This window comes from Pseudomonas sp. LBUM1669, from assembly GCF_059695705.1.
Map to the genome: position 1 here is coordinate 4926939 of NZ_CP166784.1, position 21353 is coordinate 4948291.

Annotated in this window: 18 protein-coding genes and 1 pseudogene; 10 read left to right on the forward strand and 9 right to left on the reverse strand. The window is 59.3% G+C overall.

What is annotated here, in order from left to right:
- Window positions 1–501: 501 nt before the first annotated feature.
- Window positions 502–789 (reverse strand): hypothetical protein, encoded by a 288-nt coding sequence (locus ACA051_RS22890; RefSeq protein WP_403100477.1) that lies wholly within the window; start codon window positions 787–789, stop codon window positions 502–504.
- Here ACA051_RS22890 and ACA051_RS22895 point away from each other — a divergent pair.
- The gene (locus ACA051_RS22895; protein ID WP_403100474.1) at window positions 767–2113 is read left to right on the forward strand and encodes an OprD family porin; all 1347 of its coding nucleotides are present in this window, start codon (window positions 767–769) and stop codon (window positions 2111–2113) included. The two genes, ACA051_RS22890 and ACA051_RS22895, sit on opposite strands and share 23 nt — an antisense overlap.
- Window positions 2114–2250: 137 nt before the next feature.
- Here the strand turns inward: ACA051_RS22895 and ACA051_RS22900 are convergent, their stop codons facing one another.
- Window positions 2251–3093, reverse strand: a complete 843-nt coding sequence (locus ACA051_RS22900; protein ID WP_497372028.1) for a mechanosensitive ion channel family protein — start codon at window positions 3091–3093, stop codon at window positions 2251–2253.
- A 137-nt stretch (window positions 3094–3230) separates the two neighbouring features.
- On the reverse strand, window positions 3231–3716 hold the full coding sequence (locus ACA051_RS22905; RefSeq protein ID WP_007906601.1) for a YajQ family cyclic di-GMP-binding protein: 486 nt from the start codon (window positions 3714–3716) through the stop codon (window positions 3231–3233).
- 139 nt (window positions 3717–3855) lie between these two features.
- Here ACA051_RS22905 and ACA051_RS22910 point away from each other — a divergent pair, with 139 nt between their 5' ends.
- From ACA051_RS22910 to ACA051_RS22920, 3 genes are read left to right on the forward strand one after another with little or no spacing between them, the layout of a single operon-like run.
- Window positions 3856–4773, forward strand: coding sequence for a putative 2-dehydropantoate 2-reductase (locus tag ACA051_RS22910; RefSeq protein WP_497304914.1), 918 nt, complete (start codon window positions 3856–3858; stop codon window positions 4771–4773).
- A 45-nt stretch (window positions 4774–4818) separates the two neighbouring features.
- Window positions 4819–6855, forward strand: a complete 2037-nt coding sequence (locus tag ACA051_RS22915) for a sensor histidine kinase (RefSeq protein WP_497372030.1) — start codon at window positions 4819–4821, stop codon at window positions 6853–6855.
- 3 nt (window positions 6856–6858) lie between these two features.
- On the forward strand, window positions 6859–7440 hold the full coding sequence (locus tag ACA051_RS22920; RefSeq protein WP_497304917.1) for a cob(I)yrinic acid a,c-diamide adenosyltransferase: 582 nt from the start codon (window positions 6859–6861) through the stop codon (window positions 7438–7440).
- Between the two features lie 135 nt (window positions 7441–7575).
- Here ACA051_RS22920 and ACA051_RS22925 read toward each other — a convergent pair whose 3' ends face one another.
- From ACA051_RS22925 to secA, 4 genes are all read right to left on the reverse strand, one after another.
- On the reverse strand, window positions 7576–8520 hold the full coding sequence (locus tag ACA051_RS22925; protein WP_497304918.1) for a Nudix family hydrolase: 945 nt from the start codon (window positions 8518–8520) through the stop codon (window positions 7576–7578).
- Complete coding sequence (locus ACA051_RS22930; RefSeq protein ID WP_497372032.1) at window positions 8517–9149, reverse strand: glutathione S-transferase family protein; 633 nt, start codon at window positions 9147–9149, stop codon at window positions 8517–8519. The genes ACA051_RS22925 and ACA051_RS22930 overlap by 4 nt, the downstream gene beginning before the upstream one ends.
- Before the next feature lie 136 nt (window positions 9150–9285).
- The gene (gene argJ / locus ACA051_RS22935) at window positions 9286–10503 is read right to left on the reverse strand and encodes a bifunctional glutamate N-acetyltransferase/amino-acid acetyltransferase ArgJ (protein WP_497304922.1); all 1218 of its coding nucleotides are present in this window, start codon (window positions 10501–10503) and stop codon (window positions 9286–9288) included.
- A 122-nt stretch (window positions 10504–10625) separates the two neighbouring features.
- On the reverse strand, window positions 10626–13361 hold the full coding sequence (gene secA, locus ACA051_RS22940; RefSeq protein WP_497304923.1) for a preprotein translocase subunit SecA: 2736 nt from the start codon (window positions 13359–13361) through the stop codon (window positions 10626–10628).
- Between the two features lie 307 nt (window positions 13362–13668).
- Here secA and ACA051_RS22945 point away from each other — a divergent pair, with 307 nt between their 5' ends.
- A complete protein-coding gene (locus ACA051_RS22945) occupies window positions 13669–14124 on the forward strand; it encodes a DUF721 domain-containing protein (protein ID WP_109634314.1) in 456 nt (151 codons plus the stop codon).
- Between the two features lie 121 nt (window positions 14125–14245).
- Here the strand turns inward: ACA051_RS22945 and ACA051_RS22950 are convergent, their stop codons facing one another.
- Window positions 14246–15733, reverse strand: a complete 1488-nt coding sequence (locus ACA051_RS22950; protein ID WP_497372034.1) for a helicase HerA-like domain-containing protein — start codon at window positions 15731–15733, stop codon at window positions 14246–14248.
- Between the two features lie 332 nt (window positions 15734–16065).
- Here ACA051_RS22950 and ACA051_RS22955 point away from each other — a divergent pair.
- From ACA051_RS22955 to gpgF, 5 genes and pseudogenes are all read left to right on the forward strand, one after another.
- Window positions 16066–16905: pseudogene (locus ACA051_RS22955) on the forward strand (HAMP domain-containing protein); the annotation flags it as partial.
- Window positions 16906–17046: 141 nt separating this feature from the next.
- Window positions 17047–17811 (forward strand): methyl-accepting chemotaxis protein, encoded by a 765-nt coding sequence (locus ACA051_RS22960; RefSeq protein ID WP_497375622.1) that lies wholly within the window; start codon window positions 17047–17049, stop codon window positions 17809–17811.
- A gap of 193 nt (window positions 17812–18004) precedes the next feature.
- A complete protein-coding gene (gpgS, locus tag ACA051_RS22965) occupies window positions 18005–19126 on the forward strand; it encodes an N-acetylglucosaminyl phosphatidylglycerol synthase (RefSeq protein ID WP_497304970.1) in 1122 nt (373 codons plus the stop codon).
- Window positions 19119–19895, forward strand: coding sequence for an N-acetylglucosaminyl phosphatidylglycerol deacetylase (gene gpgD / locus ACA051_RS22970; protein WP_497304972.1), 777 nt, complete (start codon window positions 19119–19121; stop codon window positions 19893–19895). The genes gpgS and gpgD overlap by 8 nt, the downstream gene beginning before the upstream one ends.
- Complete coding sequence (gene gpgF, locus ACA051_RS22975; protein ID WP_497372036.1) at window positions 19892–20887, forward strand: glucosaminyl phosphatidylglycerol flippase; 996 nt, start codon at window positions 19892–19894, stop codon at window positions 20885–20887. The genes gpgD and gpgF overlap by 4 nt, the downstream gene beginning before the upstream one ends.
- A 213-nt stretch (window positions 20888–21100) precedes the next feature.
- Here the strand turns inward: gpgF and ACA051_RS22980 are convergent, their stop codons facing one another.
- A complete protein-coding gene (locus ACA051_RS22980; RefSeq protein WP_497304976.1) occupies window positions 21101–21277 on the reverse strand; it encodes a hypothetical protein in 177 nt (58 codons plus the stop codon).
- Window positions 21278–21353 lie beyond the last annotated feature (76 nt).

Here is a 21353-nt window from a genome sequence, read left to right on the forward strand (position 1 = left end):
TGAACGAACGCCCCGAGATGGGCCGTTTTCGATCGAGATGCACCAAGACAGAACCGAAGATCGCACCCAGAAAGACGAAATGACTGATATCCAATGAATAGTTCCAGTCGTCGTCATGAGCGCACTGTGTGATTTCAGCACAGTGATTAAGATTTTTTGCACCAAAACCGCACAGTGCGTCTACGCTGAGTGCGTCAGCATCCGTGAATTACTCACCGAAGGGGTGAACCGGTAACATTTTTCGTTGTCATGCTTTCGGTTTCGGGGGTGCAACACCATGCAATGCACGGCGTCAAGCGTACAAATAACACGCTTGAAGCCCCCGGTTTTACGAGGTTTTTACAGCAACAGGCAGGCTTCCGGAAAAAATCAGTAGCAGAATTCCGGTTTGTGCACGCTTGTTGCATTCACACCCACATCGCCCTGGTGCCTCCGCTGGAAGTGGAGGCCCCAAGGCAAATAAAAACAGCGGCAGGGTTGCCCAATGGAGATTCAAACGTTTCACCAGGGACTCTTTTTACCGATGCTCAAGCCTTGGAAAACAACACTAAAGTTGCCAATACGCTTGCGTCGAGGCAGTAAATTTGCGACATCTACCCAGCCGTTTGCGACACCGTCGTAAAGAAGCTGAAAGGTTAGATACGCAAGTATCGCCAACATGGTCTGCGTGATATAACTTTGCGCCGACTCAAAAAAGAAAGAGCCGCCCAGATAATAAAACAGGTGGGACGGCAGTACTCTTCTAAAACCAAAGGAGCAAATCACGATGCGCGTGATGAAGTGGAGCATGATCGCACTGGCAGTTGCAGCAGCAGCCAGCACCCAAATGGCTACGGCCGCACCTTTTGTAAGTGACCAGGCTGAAGCCAAGGGTTTTGTTGACGACGCCAAGTTGGACTTGCTGGTTCGCAACTACTACTTCAACCGTGACAACAAAGATGGCGCCCGCGACGTAAAAGACTGGACCCAAGGTATCTGGGGCACCTTCAGCTCCGGTTACACCCAAGGTACTGTTGGCGTCGGCGTTGATGCATTCGGTTACCTGGCAATCAAACTCGATGGCGGCGATGGCACTTCCGGTTCGGGTAACATGAGCCGCAGCGACACCGTCAACGCTAACGGTGGCCGCGACGTCAACGACAGCCAGGGTAAAGCCGGGGCTGCCGTTAAATTCCGCGTCTCCAAAACCGAGCTGAAATTCGGCGACATGTCGCCAAGCACTTCTCCAGTGTTTGCTGTTGGCGGTTCCCGTATCCTTCCTCAAGTTGCCAGCGGTTTCCAACTGCAGAGCAGCGAAGTCAAAGACCTTGACCTCGAAGCCGGTCACTTCTACTCGGGTTCCAGCCAGGACAAAAACGCCCGTGACGGCGATCTGTTCGCAAACTACGCCGGCGTGGCTGCCAACTCCATCGACTATTTCGGTGGCAAATACGGCATCACCGACAACCTGAGCGCATCGCTGTACGGCGCCAAGCTGGAAGACATCTGGAACCAGTACTACGCCAACGTGAACCTCACCACCCCGATTAGTGGTGACACGTCGCTGAACACTGACTTCAACATCTATCGCACCACCGATACCGGTGACGCGAAAGCCGGTGACATCAGCAACACCACGTTCTCGCTGGCCACTGCTCTCTCGTTCCTGAAAGCACACACCATCACCCTGGCCTTCCAAAAGGTTAATGGCGATACCCCATTCGACTACATCGGTATCGGCAAGAACAACCGCGGCGGCGATTCGATCTTCCTCGCCAACTCCATCCAGTACTCTGACTTCAACGCCCCTAACGAGAAGTCTGCCCAGATCCGTTACGATCTGAAAATGGCTGAGTACGGCGTTCCTGGTCTGAGCTTCATGACCCGTTACGTGAAGGGCTGGGACATCGACGGCACCAAAACTCCAGCAGGCAGCGCTTACGCCGGTCTGTACGGTGAAGACGGCAAGCACAACGAAACCAACTTCGAAGCCAAGTACGTTGTTCAGTCTGGCCCGGCAAAAGACCTGTCCGTACGCTTCCGTCAAGCTTGGCACTTTGCTAACGCCGACGAAGGTGAAGGCGACGTGAAAGAGTTCCGTGTGATCGTCGACTACCCACTGTCGATCTTGTAATCGCAGCGGTTTAGTTAGCAAGCATAAAAAAGGCCCCTCTTCGGAGGGGCCTTTTTTTTAACCATTGCACAGTGCATTAATGATTAGCTTGCTACTCAATAAGCCTGACTGTTAAGTCAGGCTTGGGTAAAACATTTTCAATTCACCGATGCTTCCTGAACCACTCGAATGACTCGCTGTGGAAATGGAATATCAATACCGGCCGTTTTCAGACGATCCCGGGATTGCTCGTTAAACATGAACATCACATCCCAGTAATCCTCTGTCTTCACCCACACTCGCAGAGAAACAGTAATCGAACTATCACCCAGTGTCGAAATCACTGCCTGAGGTGCCGGTTCAGCCAAAATACGCTCATCTTTGGCCAGTTCCAGCAACACTTCACGGGCCTTCTGCAAGTCCGCTTCGTAATCAACGCCGACATCGAATACGACTTTGCGGGTTGGCTGGCGATTTGTATTGGTAATGATACCGTTCGACAAGTTGCCGTTAGGCACAATGATGGTTTTGTTATCGCCAGTGCGCAGTACGGTGTGGAATATCTGAATGCTGTCGACAGTGCCTGCAACCCCTTGGGCTTCGATCCAGTCACCAATTCGGAACGGGCGGAACAACAGAATCAGCACGCCACCCGCGAAGTTCGCCAGACTGCCCTGCAAGGCCAGACCGATGGCCAGACCTGCCGCACCGATGGCCGCGACGAACGAAGTGGTTTCGACACCGATCATCGAGGCCACGCTGACTACCAGCAAAACCTTGAGAATAATGTTCGCCAGACTGCTGATGAACCCTTGCAGCGCGAGGTCAGCATTACGCAGCGCCAGCAGACCGCCAAGTTTTTGGGCCACTTTGCTGATCAACCACCAGCCGACGGCCAGCGTGATGACCGCCAGCAAAACGCGGCTGCCATATTCCATGATCATCGGAATCCAGGCCTGGGAGGCCTTGACCAGATTGTCCACTTCGGTATTCAAATCCATCTACTTTCTCCTGATTTCCGGCCATCCGGCACGCGAAAAAATAAGCGGCAGAAAAAATCGAACCTCAAGGGTTCAATCGTTTCTGCCGTTGCTTGGCCCTCGGACGTCGAAAATGCCAAGAGGTTCCCGCTTGGAATTTAGTCGCGGAAGTTGTTGAACTGCAGCGGCATGTCGAAAGTCTTGGCGCGCAGGGCCGCGATGGCTTCCTGCAAATCGTCACGTTTCTTGCCGGTGATGCGCACTTGCTCGCCCTGAATGGCGGCCTGGACCTTGAGCTTGGCGTCCTTGACGTGAGCGACGATTTTCTTCGCCAGCTCTTTGTCGATGCCTTCTTTAAGGACGGCTTCCTGTTTCATCAGCTTGCCCGACGCATAGGCATCTTTGACTTCAAGGCACTGCACGTCGATCTTGCGCTTGACCAGGGCCAGTTTGAGGATCTCGATCATCGCTTCGAGCTGGAAGTCAGCCTCGGCAGTAAGATTGACGGTGAGGTCCTTTTCCTTGAATTCAAAGGTGCCCTTGCCTTTCAGGTCATAACGGCGATCGAGTTCCTTGACGGCGTTCTCGACCGCGTTGGTGACTTCGTGTTTGTCCAGTTCGGATACCACGTCGAACGACGGCATGTAATCTCTCCAATAAAAGGCGCGCTCGATAGCGATGGCGCGCGCTTGGCTTGCGGTTAAAATCGGGCTCATTATAACGGGTCTTTTCCAACCGATACTGCGAGCCTCACATGCCTGCGCCAAACCGAGCAAAAAGCTGATGTCCACCACTTGGCATGTATTGGGCGCCGGCAGCCTCGGCACGTTGTGGGCCACCCGTCTGGCACGGGCCGGGGTGCCGGTCCGGTTGATCCTGCGCGATGAGCAACGCTTGCAGACCTATCAGGTGGGCGGCGGGTTGACGCTGGTGGAGCACGGCGAAGCCAAGACCTACGCCATTCCCGGCGAGACACCGCACAACAGTGAACCGATCCACCGCCTGCTGGTAGCCTGCAAAGCCTACGATGCCGAACAGGCCGTCGCCCAACTGGCGCCGCGCCTGACGCCCGACGCCGAGCTGATCCTGTTGCAGAACGGCCTCGGCAGTCAGGACGCCGTCGCCGCACAGGTGCCGCAGGCGCGCTGCATTTGCGCTTCCAGCACCGAGGGCGCGTTTCGCGATGGCGACTGGCGCGTGGTGTTCGCCGGTCATGGTTACACCTGGCTGGGGGATGCCGGTCATCCGGTCGCGCCGATCTGGCTGGATGACCTGACTGCCGCCGGTATTCCTCACGCATGGAGCACTGACATCCTGACCAGGCTGTGGCGAAAACTGGCGCTCAACTGTGCGATCAATCCACTGACGGTGCTGCACGATTGCCGCAACGGCGGTTTGCAGGAACACCATTGCGAAGTTGCCACCCTTTGCGTCGAACTGACCGACTTGCTGAAACGCTGCGGTCAGCCGGCTGCCGCCGAGGACCTGCAACAGGAAGTCGAACGGGTGATCCATGCCACGGCGGCCAATTACTCCTCGATGCACCAGGACGTCGCGAGCCAGCGCCGAACCGAAATCAGCTACCTGCTGGGCTATGTCTGCAAAGTGGCTTCGCGGCACCAGCTGAACCTACCCCACCTCAATCAGTTACAGCAGCGGCTGATTGCCCATCTTCAAAGCCTTGGATTGCCCAGCGACTAAGCAGCGGCTACGCTGGCCACTTGTTCCTTTTCAGCGATGAACCTGATGCCATTGCGCCAGCGTCTCGAAAACCTTCCGGTCGGCCAGAAACTGCTGGCCGCCCTGCTCGTGCTGTTGATCACCATCCTGCTGGTCGCCAACCTGACCTTTATCAGTGCCGCGTATTACATCTCCCAGGAAAGCATGGCACCCCAGGCCTTGCAGACCATCGGCCGACTGGTGTCCAACCCGAGCCTGGTGGCCGACGCCTTGAAGTCGCCGCAAAGCGCCGAACGCCTGCTCAACGAACTCAACAGCTATTCACCGCTGCGGGCTGCGGCCTTGTATGACGGCAAGGGTGAGCGATTGGCGCAATTGCAGAATGGCGAAAAGCTGCAGCTGCCGGATCGTTACCGCCACATCGAAGCCTGGCAGGCCACCGAGTTTCGCAGCAACCAGGTGATCACCCTGCCCCGCCCCGGCACCGCGCCGGGGCACCTGCTATTGGTGGCCAGCAGTGAGTTGCCAGTGGCGTTCTATACCGGGACCCTGACCGCCAGCCTGGGCATTCTGATCTTCAGTGTGCTGTTGTGGCTGGTGATCGCCCGGCAGATCAAACGCCTGATTACCCGGCCGATCCATCAACTCGAAGAGCTGTCTCGGCAAGTGACCCGCGAAGAGAACTACGCCCTGCGCGCTTCCCGTGGCAACCACGATGAAATCGGCAGCCTCGCCGAGGCGTTCAACACCATGCTTTCGCGGATCGAAGCCCGGGAGCAGCAGCTCAAACGTGCCCGGGACGACTCCCAGGCGGCTTACGATCAGGCGCAGGGCCTGGCCGAAGAAACCCGCCATACCAATCGCAAACTGGAACTCGAAGTTCAGGTGCGCAGCAAGATCGAGAAGAAACTCACCGGTTTCCAGAACTACCTCAACAGCATCATCGACTCCATGCCGTCGGCGCTGATCGCCCTCGACGAGCAACTCTACGTCACCCAGTGGAATCAGGAAGCCAGCGCCCTGTCCGGCACGCGTCTGGACGAAGCCTTGAACCAGCCGATCTTCCTCGCTTTCGAGCCGCTGAAACCGTTTCTGCCGCAGCTCAAGCAAACCGTCGAGCAGCACACGGTGGCGAAGATCGAGCGCGTGACCTGGCTCAAGGACGATGAACCCAAGCATTACGCCCTGACCTTCTACCCGCTGATGGGCGGAGCCGGGCGTGGTGTGGTGATTCGTATCGACGACATCACCCAGCGCCTGTCGCTGGAAGAAATGATGGTGCAGTCAGAAAAAATGCTCTCGGTCGGTGGCCTCGCCGCGGGCATGGCTCACGAGATCAATAATCCCTTGGGTGCGATCCTGCACAACGTGCAGAACATTCGGCGACGCCTGTCACCTGATCTGCCAAAAAACCTCGAACAGGCTGAGCAAGTCGGCATCCCGCTGGAAACGGTCAACAAATACCTGCAAGCGCGCGAAGTGCCGCAGCTGCTTGATGGCATTCAACAGGCGGGCGCTCGGGCGGCGAAAATTGTCACCCACATGCTCAGTTTCAGCCGTCGCAGCACCCGGCAAATGGCGCCGTGCGATCTGCCGGCGCTGATCGATCAAGCAGTGGAAATCGCCGGTAACGACTTCGACCTGGCCATCGGGTTCGACTTCAAGGGCCAGGCGATCATCCGTCAGTTCGACCCGGCTCTGGGCCCGGTGCCCGGCACGGCCAACGAACTGGAGCAGGTGCTGCTCAACTTGCTGAAAAACGCGGCCCAGGCCATTCACCAACGGGAAGACGACAGCGAACCCGGGCGAATCATTCTGCGCACCCGGCTGAATCCGCCGTGGGCCGAAATTCAGGTGGAGGACAACGGCATCGGCATGAGCGAGAACGTGCGCAAACGCACCTTCGAGCCGTTCTTCACCACCAAGGAAATCGGCCAGGGCACGGGCCTTGGCTTGTCGGTCTCGTATTTCATCATCACCAATAACCACAAGGGGCAGATGGAGGTGCAATCCACCCTCGGCCAAGGCACCTGTTTCACCTTGCGCCTGCCGCTGGCGGGCAGCCCCGTCATTTCTCAAGAACTCAATCAGCTATCGAGGTAACCCATGGGCTTTCGCTTGTCGAAGATTTACACCCGTACCGGCGACAAAGGAGAAACCGGACTCGGCGATGGTCGCCGCGTGCCCAAGGACCACCCGCGGATCGAGGCCATTGGCGAGGTCGATACCCTGAATAGCCAGGTGGGCGTGCTGTTGGCCGGGTTGGCGGCAGAAAGTGCTGCGTATCCGGGCTTGAACGAGGTGATTGAGGTTTTGGCGCCCTGCCAGCATCGGTTGTTCGACCTGGGCGGCGAGTTGGCGATGCCGGAGTATCAGGCGTTGAATGCAGCGGAAATCGAACGGCTGGAAGTGGCGATTGATCTGTGGAACGAAGAGCTGGGACCGCTGGAGAATTTCATTCTGCCGGGTGGTTCAGCGCTGATTGCCCAAGCCCATGTGTGCAGAAGCCTGGCGCGCAGCGCGGAGCGGCGGTGTCAGCAGTTGAATGCGATCGAACCCTTGGCCGGAGTTGGCTTGGCGTATATCAATCGGTTGTCGGATGTGTTGTTTGTGGTGGCGCGGTTAATTGCCAAGCGACAAGGGATTGCCGAGATTTTGTGGCAGGCGACCGCTAAGCCTCACGGTTAATCGGCGCCTATCAGGACGCCTTCGCGGGCAAGCCTCGCTCCTACAGTTTTTTGTGTTGCTCACAGAATCCGCGAACACCATAAAACCTGAGGAGCGTGGCTTGCCCGCGAAGAGGCCGTCAGCATCACCGGTAATTCAAGCCTCCGGCCAGAATGCCCGAATCCCCGCCACACCCTGCGCCCCCGTTTCCCAAGCCTTTTGCTGTTCCGCCGGACCAACACCACCGAGCAAGAACACCGGTTTGCTGAAACCTTCGATCAACGCTGAAGCCTGCTCCCAACCCAACGGCAACGCATCCGGGTGAGTCTGGGTCTTTTGCACCGGTGACAAGGTCACAAAATCCACGCCCATCTGCTCGGCCAGCGCCAGCTCTTCAGCGTTGTGGCAAGACGCCGCCAACCAGCGCGACGCCGGTAACGGTCGACCCGCCGCTGCGTATTTGCGCAACTGCGCTGCCGTGATGTGCCAGCCGGCGGACGGGAAGTCGCCCAGCCACTCGAACGGGCCCTTGATCATCAACTGCGCCTTGCCGGCACACAGCCCCGCCGCATCCACCGCCAGATCGCGATACTTCGGATCGTAGCCGTTGGGTGCCCGCAGCTGGATCAACTTGATGCCACCCGCAACGGCTTTCTGGATACCGCGCAGCAACGCCGGCGTTTCCAGGTCTTCAGGCGTAATCAAATACTGTGCAGGCAATCGTGCGGCCGCGACGATCGGCTGGTTGGCCGCAGGGAATTCGTAGTTCAGCAGATCGCGCTGAGCCACCCATTCCAACGGCTGGCCTTCGGCGCCGTGGGGTTCGCCGGTAAAGGCCGAGACTTCCCAAACGTCCAGCAACACTTGCTTGTCCGGGTAATCGTGGCGGACTTTGATCAACGGTCGCGCGGCGCTGACCACAATACCCAGCTCTTCCTGGAGCTCGCGAGCCAGGGCGGTTTCGACGGATTCGTCGTCCTCGACCTTGCCCCCGGGGAATTCCCACAAGCCGCCCTGATGTTGGGTGTCGGCACGGCGTGCAATAAGGATCTTGCCGCTGCTGTCACGGATGACGGCGGCGGCTACGTGTACTCGTTTCACTGCCCGATCTCCTCCAGGCCAGCCTTCTGCCAGGCCTTGAACGCTGGCCACTGGTAGACGGTTTCAACGTAGGCTTCGTCCACGGCCGGCAACTTCACCTGATAAGTGCGCAGGCGCACGGCAATCGGTGCAAAGAAAGCATCGGCAAGGGTCGCGCCGCCAAACAGGAACGGACCAATTTCAGTCGACGCCGCACGGCATTCAGCCCACAACTCCAGCATGCGCTCGATGTCTGCCTGAACCTCAGGAGACGTCGGCGACAGCGGTGCATCGTGGCTCAGGTCGAATGGCATGTTGCCGCGCATGGCAAAGAACCCGGCGTGCATCTGCGCACAAGCCGAACGGGCCTGGGCACGGGCGGCGGTGTCTTTGGGCCAGAGGCCGGCGTCGGGGAATTGCTCGGCCAGGTATTCGGCAATCGCCAGGGAGTCCGCGATGGTGCCGCCCCCGGTTTTCAGCAACGGGACTTTGCCGGTCGGCGAGTGCTTTAGCAGGCGTTCGCGGGTGTCCGGCTGATTCAGCTTGATCAGTTCTTCGGTGTACGGGGCGCCAGTGAGCTCGAGAGCCAAGGCGCCGCGCAGGGACCAGGAGGAAAGCAGTTTGTCGCCGATGATCAGGTGGAGGCTCATGTTCGGGACCTTTTGATGAGGGAAGCAGGCCAGTCTTGTTGCGACTGACAGTCCGTCATCGCGGGGCAAGCCCCCTCCCACAGGTTAGCGCAGGTTATGTGGGAGCAGGCTTGCCCGCGATGGGGGCGACTCGGTCTTATGTGCGGTATTCGGCGTTGATCTTCACGTATTCGTGGGACAGGTCGGTGGTCCAGATGGTTTCGCTGCAATCGCCGCGACCCAGTTCGATACGGATGGTGATCTCTTCCTGCTGCATCACCGCCGCGCCCTGGGCTTCGGTGTAGGTCGCGGCACGAGCGCCACGGCTGGCGATGCACACGTCACCGAGGAACACGTCGATCTTGCTCACATCCAGGTTTGGTACGCCGGCACGGCCGACGGCGGCGAGGATGCGGCCCCAGTTCGGGTCGGAAGCGAACAGTGCGGTCTTGATCAGCGGCGAGTGGGCCACGGTGTAACCGACGTCCAGGCATTCCTGGTGATTGCCGCCGCCGTTGACTTCGACGGTGACGAACTTGGTCGCGCCTTCGCCGTCACGAACGATGGCCTGTGCGACGTCCATGCACACTTCGAACACGGCCTGTTTCAGCTTGGCGAACAACTCGCCACTGGCGGAGGTGATTTCCGGCAGCGCAGCCTGACCGGTGGCGATCAGCATGCAGCAGTCGTTGGTCGACGTATCACCGTCGATGGTGATGCGGTTGAACGACTTGTTCGCGCCGTCCAGCAGCAGGTTTTGCAGCACGTCGCGGGAGACTTTGGCGTCGGTGGCGATGTAGCCGAGCATGGTCGCCATGTTCGGACGGATCATGCCCGCGCCTTTGCTGATGCCGGTGACGGTGATGGTCACGCCGTCATGCTGGAACTGGCGGCTGGCGCCTTTGGGCAAGGTGTCGGTGGTCATGATGCCGGTGGCAGCAGCTTCCCAGTTATTGACCGACAAATCATCGAGTGCGGCTTGCAGCGCGCCTTCGATTTTCTCGACCGGCAGCGGCTCACCGATCACACCAGTGGAGTACGGCAGCACCAGGCTGGCGTCAACGCCGGTCAGTTCGGCCAGTTTGGCGCAGGTGCGTTCGGCAGCGGCCAAGCCAGGTTCGCCGGTGCCGGCGTTGGCATTGCCGGTGTTGGTCAGCAGGTAACGCACCGGGCCTTGCACACGTTGCTTGGCCAGAATCACCGGAGCGGCGCAAAAGGCGTTCAGGGTGAACACGCCCGCGACCGTTGAGCCTTCGGCACAGCGCATGACCACGACATCCTTGCGCCCCGGGCGCTTGATGCCGGCCGAGGCGATACCGAGTTCAAAACCGGCAACCGGGTGCAACGTTGGCAAAGGACCAAGACCAACAGCCATGAATGCGCTCCTTATTAAATGATGTCAGCACCGCTTTCAGGAAGAACGGTGGTTTAAATGGCAAAACGCCGCGACGGCTGATGCCGGTCGCGGCGCGGGTATTTCAGCGTATGAAACGGGTTTTACTGGATCTGCCCGTGGCAATGCTTGAATTTCTTGCCCGAACCGCAGTAGCACAGCTCGTTACGGCCCAGCTTCTGTTCGTTGCGAACCGGTGCGGTGGCGAGGGCGACATCGACCTCTTCACCGAGCAGTTCCGGTTGTTCGAGACCCGGCGCTTCGTCGTGCTGGAATTGCATGCGCGCCGCCAGTGCCTCGGCTTCCTGACGCAGGCGTTGCTCTTCTGCTTCCGGATCTTCGCGGCGAACCTGGACGTGAGACAGCACACGGATCGAGTCGCGCTTGATCGAATCCAGCAGCTCGGAGAACAGCGTGTACGACTCGCGCTTGTACTCTTGCTTCGGGTTCTTCTGCGCATAACCACGCAAGTGGATGCCGTGACGCAGGTGATCCATGGTCGACAGGTGGTCTTTCCACAAGTCGTCGAGTACACGCAGGACGATTTGCTTCTCGAAGGTGCGCAGCGCTTCGGCGCTTGCTGCTTCTTCTTTCTCGTTGTACGCCGCCAGCAGCTCGGTCATGAGCTTCTCGCGCAGGGTTTCTTCGTACAGGTGATCGTCTTCGTCGAGCCATTGCTGGATCGGCAGTGCCACACTGAAGTCGCTCTGCAACGCCGCTTCCAGACCGGCCACGTCCCACTGCTCAGGCAGCGATTGCGGCGGAATGTGTGCGCTGACAGTCGCGTTGAGCACGTCCTGACGGAAGTCTGCGATGGTTTCGCCGATGTTATCGGCGGCCAACAAACTGTTACGCATGTGATAGATCACTTTACGCTGTTCGTTGTTGACGTCGTCGAACTCGAGCAGTTGCTTGCGAATGTCGAAGTTGCGGCCTTCAACCTTGCGCTGAGCCTTCTCGATGGCGTTGGTCACCATACGGTGCTCGATCGCTTCACCGGACTGCATGCCCAACGCTTTCATGAAATTCTTCACCCGGTCAGAGGCGAAGATGCGCATCAGGCTGTCTTCCAGCGACAGATAGAAACGGCTGGAGCCGGCGTCACCCTGACGACCGGCACGACCACGCAGCTGGTTGTCGATACGGCGCGATTCGTGACGCTCGGAAGCGATCACCTGCAAGCCGCCCGACTCCAGCACTTGCTGGTGACGTTTCTGCCAGTCGGCCTTGATCTGGGCAATCTGCTCAGGGGTTGGGTCTTCCAGGGTCGCGACTTCCACTTCCCAGTTGCCGCCCAACAGAATGTCAGTACCGCGACCGGCCATGTTGGTGGCGATGGTCAGTGCACCCGGACGACCGGCCTGAGCAATGATCTCGGCTTCTTTTTCGTGGAACTTGGCGTTCAGGACCTTGTGTTCGATGCCTTCCTTCTGCAGCAACGCAGACATGTGCTCGGACGTTTCGATGGTTGCAGTACCCACCAGCACCGGACGGCCCAGGGTCATGCATTCCTTGATGTCATTGATGATCGCCGCGTATTTCTCTTCGGCGGTCAGGAACACCAGGTCGTTGTAGTCTTTACGTGCCAGCGGCTTGTTCGGTGGGATCACCATCACCGACAGACCGTAGATCTGGTGGAACTCGAACGCTTCGGTGTCCGCGGTACCGGTCATGCCGGACAGCTTGTTGTACAGACGGAAGTAGTTCTGGAACGTGGTCGAGGCCAGGGTCTGGCTTTCGGCCTGGATGTTCAGGTTTTCCTTGGCTTCGATGGCCTGGTGCAGGCCTTCGGACAGACGACGACCCGGCATGGTACGACCGGTGTGTTCGTCGACCAGGACGACCTGCCCATCCTGCACGATGTATTCGATGTTGCGATTGAACAGCTTATGAGCGCGCAGACCGGCATAAACGTGGGTCAGCAGGCCCAGGTTGTGCGCCGAATACAGGCTCTCGCCTTCAGCCAGCAGGCCGACGCGGGTCAGCATGTCTTCGATGAACTGGTGACCGGCTTCGTTGAGTTCGACCTGACGGGTCTTCTCGTCAACGGTGTAATGGCCTGCCTTGGTGACTTCGCCTTCCACTTCTTCGACGTGCAACTCCAGCTGCGGGATCAGTTTGTTGATCTCGATGTACAGCTTGGAGCTGTCCTCGGCCTGACCGGAAATGATCAGCGGGGTACGGGCTTCGTCGATGAGGATGGAGTCGACTTCGTCGATCACGGCAAAATTGAGTTCGCGCTGGAATTTTTCTTCCATGCTGAACGCCATGTTGTCGCGCAGGTAGTCGAAACCGAATTCGTTGTTGGTGCCGTAGGTAATGTCGGCGGCGTAAGCCAGACGTTTCTCTTCCGGCGGCTGGAATGGCGTGACAACACCGACCGACATGCCAAGGAATTCGTAGAGCGGACGCATCCAGTTGGCGTCACGACGGGCCAGGTAGTCGTTCACCGTCACAACGTGCACGCCCTTGCCGGACAGCGCGTTGAGGTAAACGCCCAGTGTTGCCACCAGGGTCTTGCCTTCACCGGTACGCATTTCCGCGATCTGGCCTTCATGCAAGGTCATGCCGCCGATCAGCTGGACATCGAAGTGGCGCATACCCATGACACGCTTACCGGCTTCGCGGGCGACCGCAAAGGCTTCTGGCAGCAGCTTGTCGAGGGTTTCCCCTTTGGCGATGCGAGCCTTGAACTCGTCTGTCTTGGCACGCAATTGATCGTCCGAAAGGGCCACCATTTGCTCTTCGAAGGCATTGACGAGTTGCACCGTCTTGAGCATGCGTTTGACTTCACGCTCGTTCTTGCTTCCAAAAAGTTTCTTTAACAAAGGCGCAAACATATCGGCAGGATCTTCCACACTAAAGGGATGGAGGGCGGCCCCGTGAGTCGCCCGTGCAGCCCTCATGGCCGCATGCGAACGAGCATTCTACCCGGAAACGATGGTGAGGAAAGTGGCGTTATTCCACGATGCATGCACTGCGCTGTAACGGGGCTCACTTAAAATAAGGGCTTTTTGCTGAACTTCAAGCCATTCACGGCAGAAGTTACTTGTTGATTTAATGGGTAAAGCGCTCGCAAAGCAATGGGTCGGGTGCGCGTGGTGCTTTCTGCTACCATGGCGGCTCTGTTACTTCAGGTGTCTGATCATGGCATTTCGCCCTCTCACGGCCAGAGCACCCGCCGTTCTGCTTCGCGAAGCCAAACCGCTGAAAGCCATTTTTGGCCATGCTCAACGCCTGGGTCATTTACAACGCCTGCTCGAAAGCCAGTTGCAGCCTGCTGCGCGCGAGCATTGCCATGTGGCCTCGTGGCGCGAAGGCAGTTTGTTGCTGATCGTCACCGACGGTCATTGGGCCACTCGCCTGCGTTACCAGCAAAAGCGTCTGCAACGCCAGTTACAGATGTTCGACGAATTCGCCAGCCTGACGCGGATTCTGTTCAAAGTGCAGCCCCCCACCGTTCAGCAAGGGGCAGCGGGGCATACCATCAGTTTGTCGACGGATGCGGGCGCGACCATTCAGGCCACGGCCGATGGCATCAGCGATCCGAATCTGCGAGCGGCGCTGGAACGCCTTGCGGCGCACGCCAAACCCAAGGAATGACGCAAAACCCAATGTGGGAGCGGGCTTGCTCGCGAAAGCGGTGTGTCAGTCACAGTTGATGTCGACTGAAACACCGCCTTCGCGAGCAAGCCCGCTCCCACATTTGGACCGTGCCCGCTGGCTATCGGCGTTTGCTGCCGCCGAGTAGCGAGCCCATCAAGCCGCGTACCAACTGCCGGCCCAATTGATTGGCCGCTTGGCGCATCGCCGATTTCAGCGCCTGCCCCGCCGCCGTGCCGAGGAACTCTCCGGCCTTGTCGGTGAAACTCGGCTCTTCGGCGGCCGGTTTGCCGGGAGCAGCGTCCGGCTCAGGCGCCAATCCTTTGCGCCCCATCAATATTTCATACGCCGACTCCCGATCGATCGGCTTGTCATACCGCCCCTTGAACGGCGACCCGGCGATCAGCATCGTGCGCTCGGTTTCGGTCAACGGCCCGATCCGCGATTGCGGCGGGGCGACCAGTACACGCTGAACCATCTCCGGCGTGCCCTTGTCTTGCAAGGTGCCGACCAGCGCCTCGCCGATCCCCAGTTCGGTCAACACCGACAAGGCATCGAACGCCGGGTTCGGCCGGAAGCCGTCCGCCACCGCGCGCAGGGATTTTTGCTCCTTGGCGGTGAAGGCGCGCAAACCGTGCTGGATGCGCAGGCCGAGCTGGGCCAGCACGTCATCCGGCAAGTCGCCCGGCGATTGCGTGACGAAATACACGCCCACGCCCTTGGAACGAATCAGCCGCACCACCTGCTCCAGGCGATCCTGCAAAGCCTTGGGCGTGCCGGCAAACAATAAATGCGCTTCGTCGAAAAACAGGGCCAGCAGCGGTTTGTCCGAATCGCCACGCTCCGGCAGTTGCTCGAACAACTCGGCCAGCAACCACAGCAGAAACGTCGCATACACCTTCGGCGCTTCGTGGACCAGACGACTGGCATCCAGCAAATGGATGCGCCCACGGCCGTCAGCCGTTGGTTGCAGAATGTCTTCGAGTTGCAGCGCCGGCTCGCCGAACAGCGCTTCGGCACCTTGTTGTTCCAGGGTCGCCAGACGCCGCAACAGCGCCTGACTGGAACCGGTGGTCATCAATGCCGCGTCGTCCCCCAGCAACTCAGGGTTGTCGCGCAGGTGATTGAGCAGCGCCTTCAAATCCTTGAGGTCCAGCAGCAACAGCCCTTCGCGGTCCGCCACCTTGAACGCGGCATACAGCGCCGACTGCTGGCTGTCGGTCAACTCCAGCAGGCTGCCAATCAGCAACGGCCCCATTTCGCTCAAGGTGGTGCGCAATGGATGACCGGACTGACCGTGAATGTCCCACAAGGTGACCGGATACGCCGCAGGCTTGTGATTCAGCCACGGCATCCCGGCGATCCGCTCGGCGACTTTGCCTTGAGGATTGCCCGCAGCACCCAGACCGCACAGGTCACCCTTGATGTCTGCCGCGAACACCGCCACGCCAGCGTCGCTGAAGGCTTCGGCCAGACGCTGCAATGTAACGGTTTTACCGGTCCCGGTAGCGCCGGCGACCAGGCCGTGACGGTTCGCCAGGCGCATGGCCTGAGAGATAGGCTGGCCGGCAAGGTCAGCGCCGATAACGAGTTGCGATGAGTCAGGCATTTTGTCACCCATGGTTAATCTTTGATCCTGCACGGCCGATACAAATTATTGTGAGACCAATCCGAAAATAGCGTCGGTAATTCCCTAAGGAGAGGATGGAAATATCAGCTTTTTTTCAACATTGCCCATTCAGCGTGCCTTTATAAAAGCACGCTCAGGACATTAAGACCTTAGCGGAACCCCAAGCCATGAACAAAAACCTGCGCTTCAGCCATAAAATTTTGCTTGCCGCCGCCCTCATTGTCATTGCCGCCTTCGCCTCGTTCACACTGTACAACGACTATTTACAGCGCAACGCCATTCGCGAAGACCTGGACAATTACCTCAATGAGATGGGAGACGTTACCGCCAACAACATCCAGACCTGGCTGGCCGGCCGTATCCTGCTGATCGACAACCTTGCTCAAAACATCGCCGTCAATCCTGAACAGTCCAACGTCGCCAGTCTGCTTGAGCAGAAAGCCCTGACGTCGACCTTCATGGCGTCCTACCTGGGCGATGCCACCGGCAGCTTCACGATTCGCCCTGACGCAAAAATGCCCGCCGGCTTCGATCCGCGGGTGCGTCCTTGGTACAAAGGCGCCGAAAGCAGCAGCACGGCAACCCTGACCGAACCTTACATCGATGCGGCCACTGGCCAGACCATCATCTCCATCGCCACCGCCTCGAAAAAGGCCGGGCAAAGCGTGGGCGTGGTGGGCGGCGACTTGAGCCTGCAAACCCTGATCGACACCCTTAGCGCCCGCGGCTTCGACGGCATGGGTTATGCCTTCCTGGTCAGCGCCGACGGCAAGATCCTGGTGCACCCGGACAAAGCACTGGTGATGAAGTCCCTGAACGAGGCGTTCCCGAAAAATACCCCACGCATCAGCAGCGACTTCAGTGAAGTGGAGGTGGACGGCAAGACCCGCATCGTCACCTTCACCGCGATCAAAGGCCTGCCATCGGTCAACTGGTACATCGGTCTGTCGGTCGACAAAGACAAAGCCTTCTCGATGCTCAGCGAATTCCGCGCCTCGGCAGTCGTCGCGACGATCATTGCCGTGGCGATCATCATCGCGTTGCTGGGCATGTTGATCCGCATCCTGATCCAGCCGCTGCACGTCATGACCCGCGCCATGGAAGACATCGCTGACGGTGAAGGCGACCTGACCAAACGCCTGACCATCGTCAACAACGATGAATTCGGCGTTCTCGGCACGGCGTTCAACCGCTTCGTGGAACGAGTTCACACCTCGATTCGCGAAGTATCCTCAGCCACCGGCCAGGTCAACGAAGTCGCGCTGCGTGTGGTCGCGGCATCAAACTCGTCGATGTTCAACTCCGACCAGCAAGCCTCGCGCACCAGCAGCGTGGCCGCAGCGATCAACCAGCTCGGCGCCGCCGCTCAGGAAATCGCCCGAAACGCCGCCCAGGCATCCAGCCAGGCCAGCGATGCCCGCAGCCTCGCCGAGGACGGCCAGCAAGTGGTGGATCGCAGCATCAAAGCGATGAATCAGCTGTCGAGCATGCTCAGCGCCTCGAGCACCAACATCGAATCGTTGAACAGCAAAACCGTGAACATCGGGCAGATTCTCGAAGTAATCACCAGCATCTCCCAGCAAACCAACCTGCTGGCGCTCAACGCAGCCATCGAAGCGGCACGCGCCGGTGAAGCCGGGCGTGGTTTTGCCGTGGTGGCTGACGAAGTACGCAACCTGGCGCACCGCACGCAAGAATCGGCGCAACAGGTGCAGACCATGATCGAAGAGCTGCAAGTCGGCGCCCGTGAATCCGTCAGCACCATGAGCGAAAGCCAGCGCCACAGCCAGGACAGCATGGAAATCGCCAATCTGGCGGGCGAGCGCTTGAACAGCGTGACGTTGCGTATTGGTGAGATTGACGGGATGAACCAGTCGGTGGCGACCGCGACCGAGGAACAGACGGCGGTGGTCGAATCGATCAACGTCGACATTACCGAGATCAACACGCTCAATCAGGAAGGCGTGGAGAACCTGCAATCGACGTTGCGGGCGTGTTCGGACCTGGAGCAGCAGGCGGCGCGTCTCAAGCAGCTGGTGGGCAGTTTCCGTATTTAATGTCTGACCCGGCCTCTTCGCGGGCAAGCCTCGCTCCGACAGGTTCACATGAATCCTTGTAGGAGCGAGGCTTGCCCGCGAAAGCGGTCTGAAATACACCGCAAAAACCTCACTGATCCCCCGCGCCACAAAACCCCAACCGAACATCTATCCTTCATAAAGGTCAACCAAGGGAGAACAACGGACCGGAGGGATGCTCACTGTGCATATCGCGGACATAACCATGTTCTACGCCCCGGCCAGCGGTGGCGTGCGCACGTATCTGGATGCCAAGCACCGTCGCCTGAGCATCAAGCCAGGCATTCGCCACAGTTTGCTGATTCCAGGGGCACACTTGAGTGAGCAGGATGGCGTCTACTCAGTTCCAGCCCCGGCCCTGCCCTTCGGCAAGGGTTATCGTTTCCCCCTCCGCCTGGCGCCATGGCGAAATGTCCTGCAGGATTTGCAGCCCGACCTGATCGAAGTCGGCGACCCTTATCTCACTGCCTGGGCGGCTCTGGATGCGCGCCGGCAACTGGATGTGCCCGTGATCGGTTTTTATCACTCTGACCTGCCGCTGCTGGTCAGCAATCGAATGGGCAATTGGGTGACCCCCAATGTCGAGGCCTATGTCAGCAAGCTGTATGGCAACTTTGACCGGGTGCTGGCGCCGAGTCAGGTCATGGCCGACAAGTTGATGGGTCTTGGGGTGAAGAATGTGTTCGTGCAGCCGTTGGGCGTCGACCTGCAAACATTCAATCCCGAAGCAAGGGACGGCGGCCTGCGGGCCGAATTAGGCATTGATGAGAACACCCATCTGCTGATCTTCGCCGGCCGTGGCTCCAAGGAAAAGAACCTGCCGGTCCTGCTCGGTTGCATGAAGCGTCTGGGGCCTCGTTATCATTTGCTGTTAGTCGGCTCCTCCATGCCCGCTGTGGTGCCGGACAATGTGACCGTCGTCGATGAATTCTGCCCGGCCGCCCAAGTCGCGCGCTTGATGGCCAGCGCCGACGCACTGCTGCATGCCGGCGATCAGGAAACCTTCGGCCTGGTGATCCTCGAAGCCATGGCCAGCGGCATTCCGGTCGTGGCGGTCGCAGCCGGGGCCTTCGAGGAAATCGTCACCGATCAATGCGGCTTGCTCTGCGCGCCAAACAATCCCCTGGCGATGGCCAACGCGGTGCGCGAGTTGTTCAGCCAGGGCAGCGCGGCCCTGGGCAAACGCGCCCGCAAACATGTTGAACAGCATTACGCCTGGGACACCGTAGTCAACAGTCTGCTGGGGCACTATCACGCGGTGCTCGGCAGCCAATGGCCGCTGACTGCGAATGGTTGAGCCCATGAACCCGCCCAGCCTGTTACTCGTGCTGCATGACGTTGCGCCGCAGACCTGGGCCGATTACCAGCCTTTTGTCGAGGCCGTCGATGCCCTGGGCGAGGTGCCGATGACCTGGCTGGTGGTGCCGAACTTCCACAAGCACAACGATCTGGACGAGCATCCTGGATTTCGTCGGTGGCTGACCAGCCGAGTCGCCCGAGGTGACGAACTGGCATTGCACGGCTACTTTCATTGCGACGAAGGCCCTCCTCCCAACAATCCCAGAGACTGGTTCATGCGCCGGATCTATACCCACGAAGGCGAGTTTTACAGCTTGTCGCAAGCCGCCGCCCTCGCCCGCCTGCGTGCGGGAATCGAAGTGTTCCATCGTTATCACTGGCCGCTGGAAGGCTTCGTCGCCCCGGCCTGGTTGATGAGCGAAGGCACTCGGCAGGCGTTACGCCAGTTACCGCTGGGCTACACCAGCGATCCACAACATCTCTATCGTCTGCCTGATTTCACTGCCATCGATGCGCCGGGACTGGTCTGGAGTGCGCGCAGTGCCTGGCGCCGGGGTCTGTCGAAACTCGTCAGCGATCAGCGTGAACAGCGCTGGCGGCAAGCACCGGTGATTCGCCTCGGTCTGCACCCGGTGGACATGCGCCATGGATTTTCGCGGAGTTACTGGCTGCAAACCCTCAAGCGCTTGCTCGATGAGGGGCGAGTGCCGATGACCAAGGCCCAGTGGCTCTCCTTGCACAGTAATCGTCTCGGTCGCGCCGCATGAGCCGGGGGATTCTGCTGTTTATCGCCCTGCTCGCCGCGGTGCTGATTCCGTTGTTGCTGGGTGGCAACGAAACGTGGTCGCGGCTGCAAAATTTCCCGTTGAATGAATTGCTGATCATGTTCGGCATGATCTTGCTGTGCTGGGTGGTGAACACCCTGCGCTTGCGCCTGTTGCTGGGCGATCAGTGCGACAAGGTCGGCAGGGTCAAGAGTCTCGGCGTGGTGATGGCCGCCGAGTTCGCCTACTGCGCCACACCCGGTGGCAGTGGCGGCCCGCTGACCATCATGGCGCTGCTGGCGCGCAATGGCGTGCGCCCGGCAAGGGGCAGCGCGGTGTTCGCCATGGACCAACTCAGCGATTTGTTGTTTTTCCTCTGCGCGCTGAGCGGGATTCTGATTTATGCGTTGTTCCAGCACCTCAGCGAACGCCTGGAATGGCTGCTGATCATCAGCGCCATCTCGATGTTCGGCGGGTTGCTCAGCTGCGTGGTGGTGGCGCGCTACCATCGATTGCTGATTCGCCTGAGCGGGCGGTTGCTCATTCGCCTCAACGTCAAAGGCACCACACGCCTGCGCTGGGCACGCAAGCTCCTGCACTTCCTGGCGGCGTTCACTGACACGCTGCAGTTGCCCGTTCTGACGTTGATCAAGGTGTTTGCCCTGACCTGCGTGCATTGGCTCCTGCGGTATAGCGTGCTGTATCTGGCGTTGCGCGGGCTGGGGGCAGACTTGCAGTGGGCCTGGTGCTTTCTGATCCAGATGCTGTCGCTGAGTGCCGGGCAATTCAGCCTGCTGCCGGGCGGTGCGGGCGCGGCAGAGTTGACCTCGGCGGCGCTGTTGGCCCCCATGGTGGGGAAATCCACAGCAGCGGCGGCGATACTGATCTGGCGGGCGGTGACGTATTACTTCTACCTGGTGGTGGGTGGCCCGGTGTTTTTGCTGATGCTGGGGCGGCCGTTGCTCAAGAAACTGATGAAGTTCAAGCAGGCCTGAAAAGATCGTCCGAACGCGGCCCGAACTCACGGCCCCTACATGGACATTTGTAGCGCCGATTTGGGCCTCATCGCGAGCAGGCTCGCTCCCACAGGGATCTTCGGTGTGGCATAGATCTCCTGTGGGAGTGAGCCTGCTCGCGATGGCGTTGGGTCATTCACCGCATATCCCATATGGGCGCTGCCGAAGGTGGGAGCACGTTCGGACAATCTTTCAGGCTTCGTCGATTTCTTCGTCGGGTGGTTGCTGCAACTGCTCCCACAATTCGGCGGCACCGGGGAACTCCGTGCCGTCTTCGGGGCTCATGTCATCCGGGTCGTAGCGACTCAAACAGCCCTCTCCCATTGTGGCGGGGGCCTTGGAGGTAGCTTTGTCGAGTGGATCGGCCATGGTCATGTCCTCAGTGCAGAAACGGCGAAGGGCCTGAAGCGATTGAACGCCCAGGCCCTTCGAATTTCAACCGTGG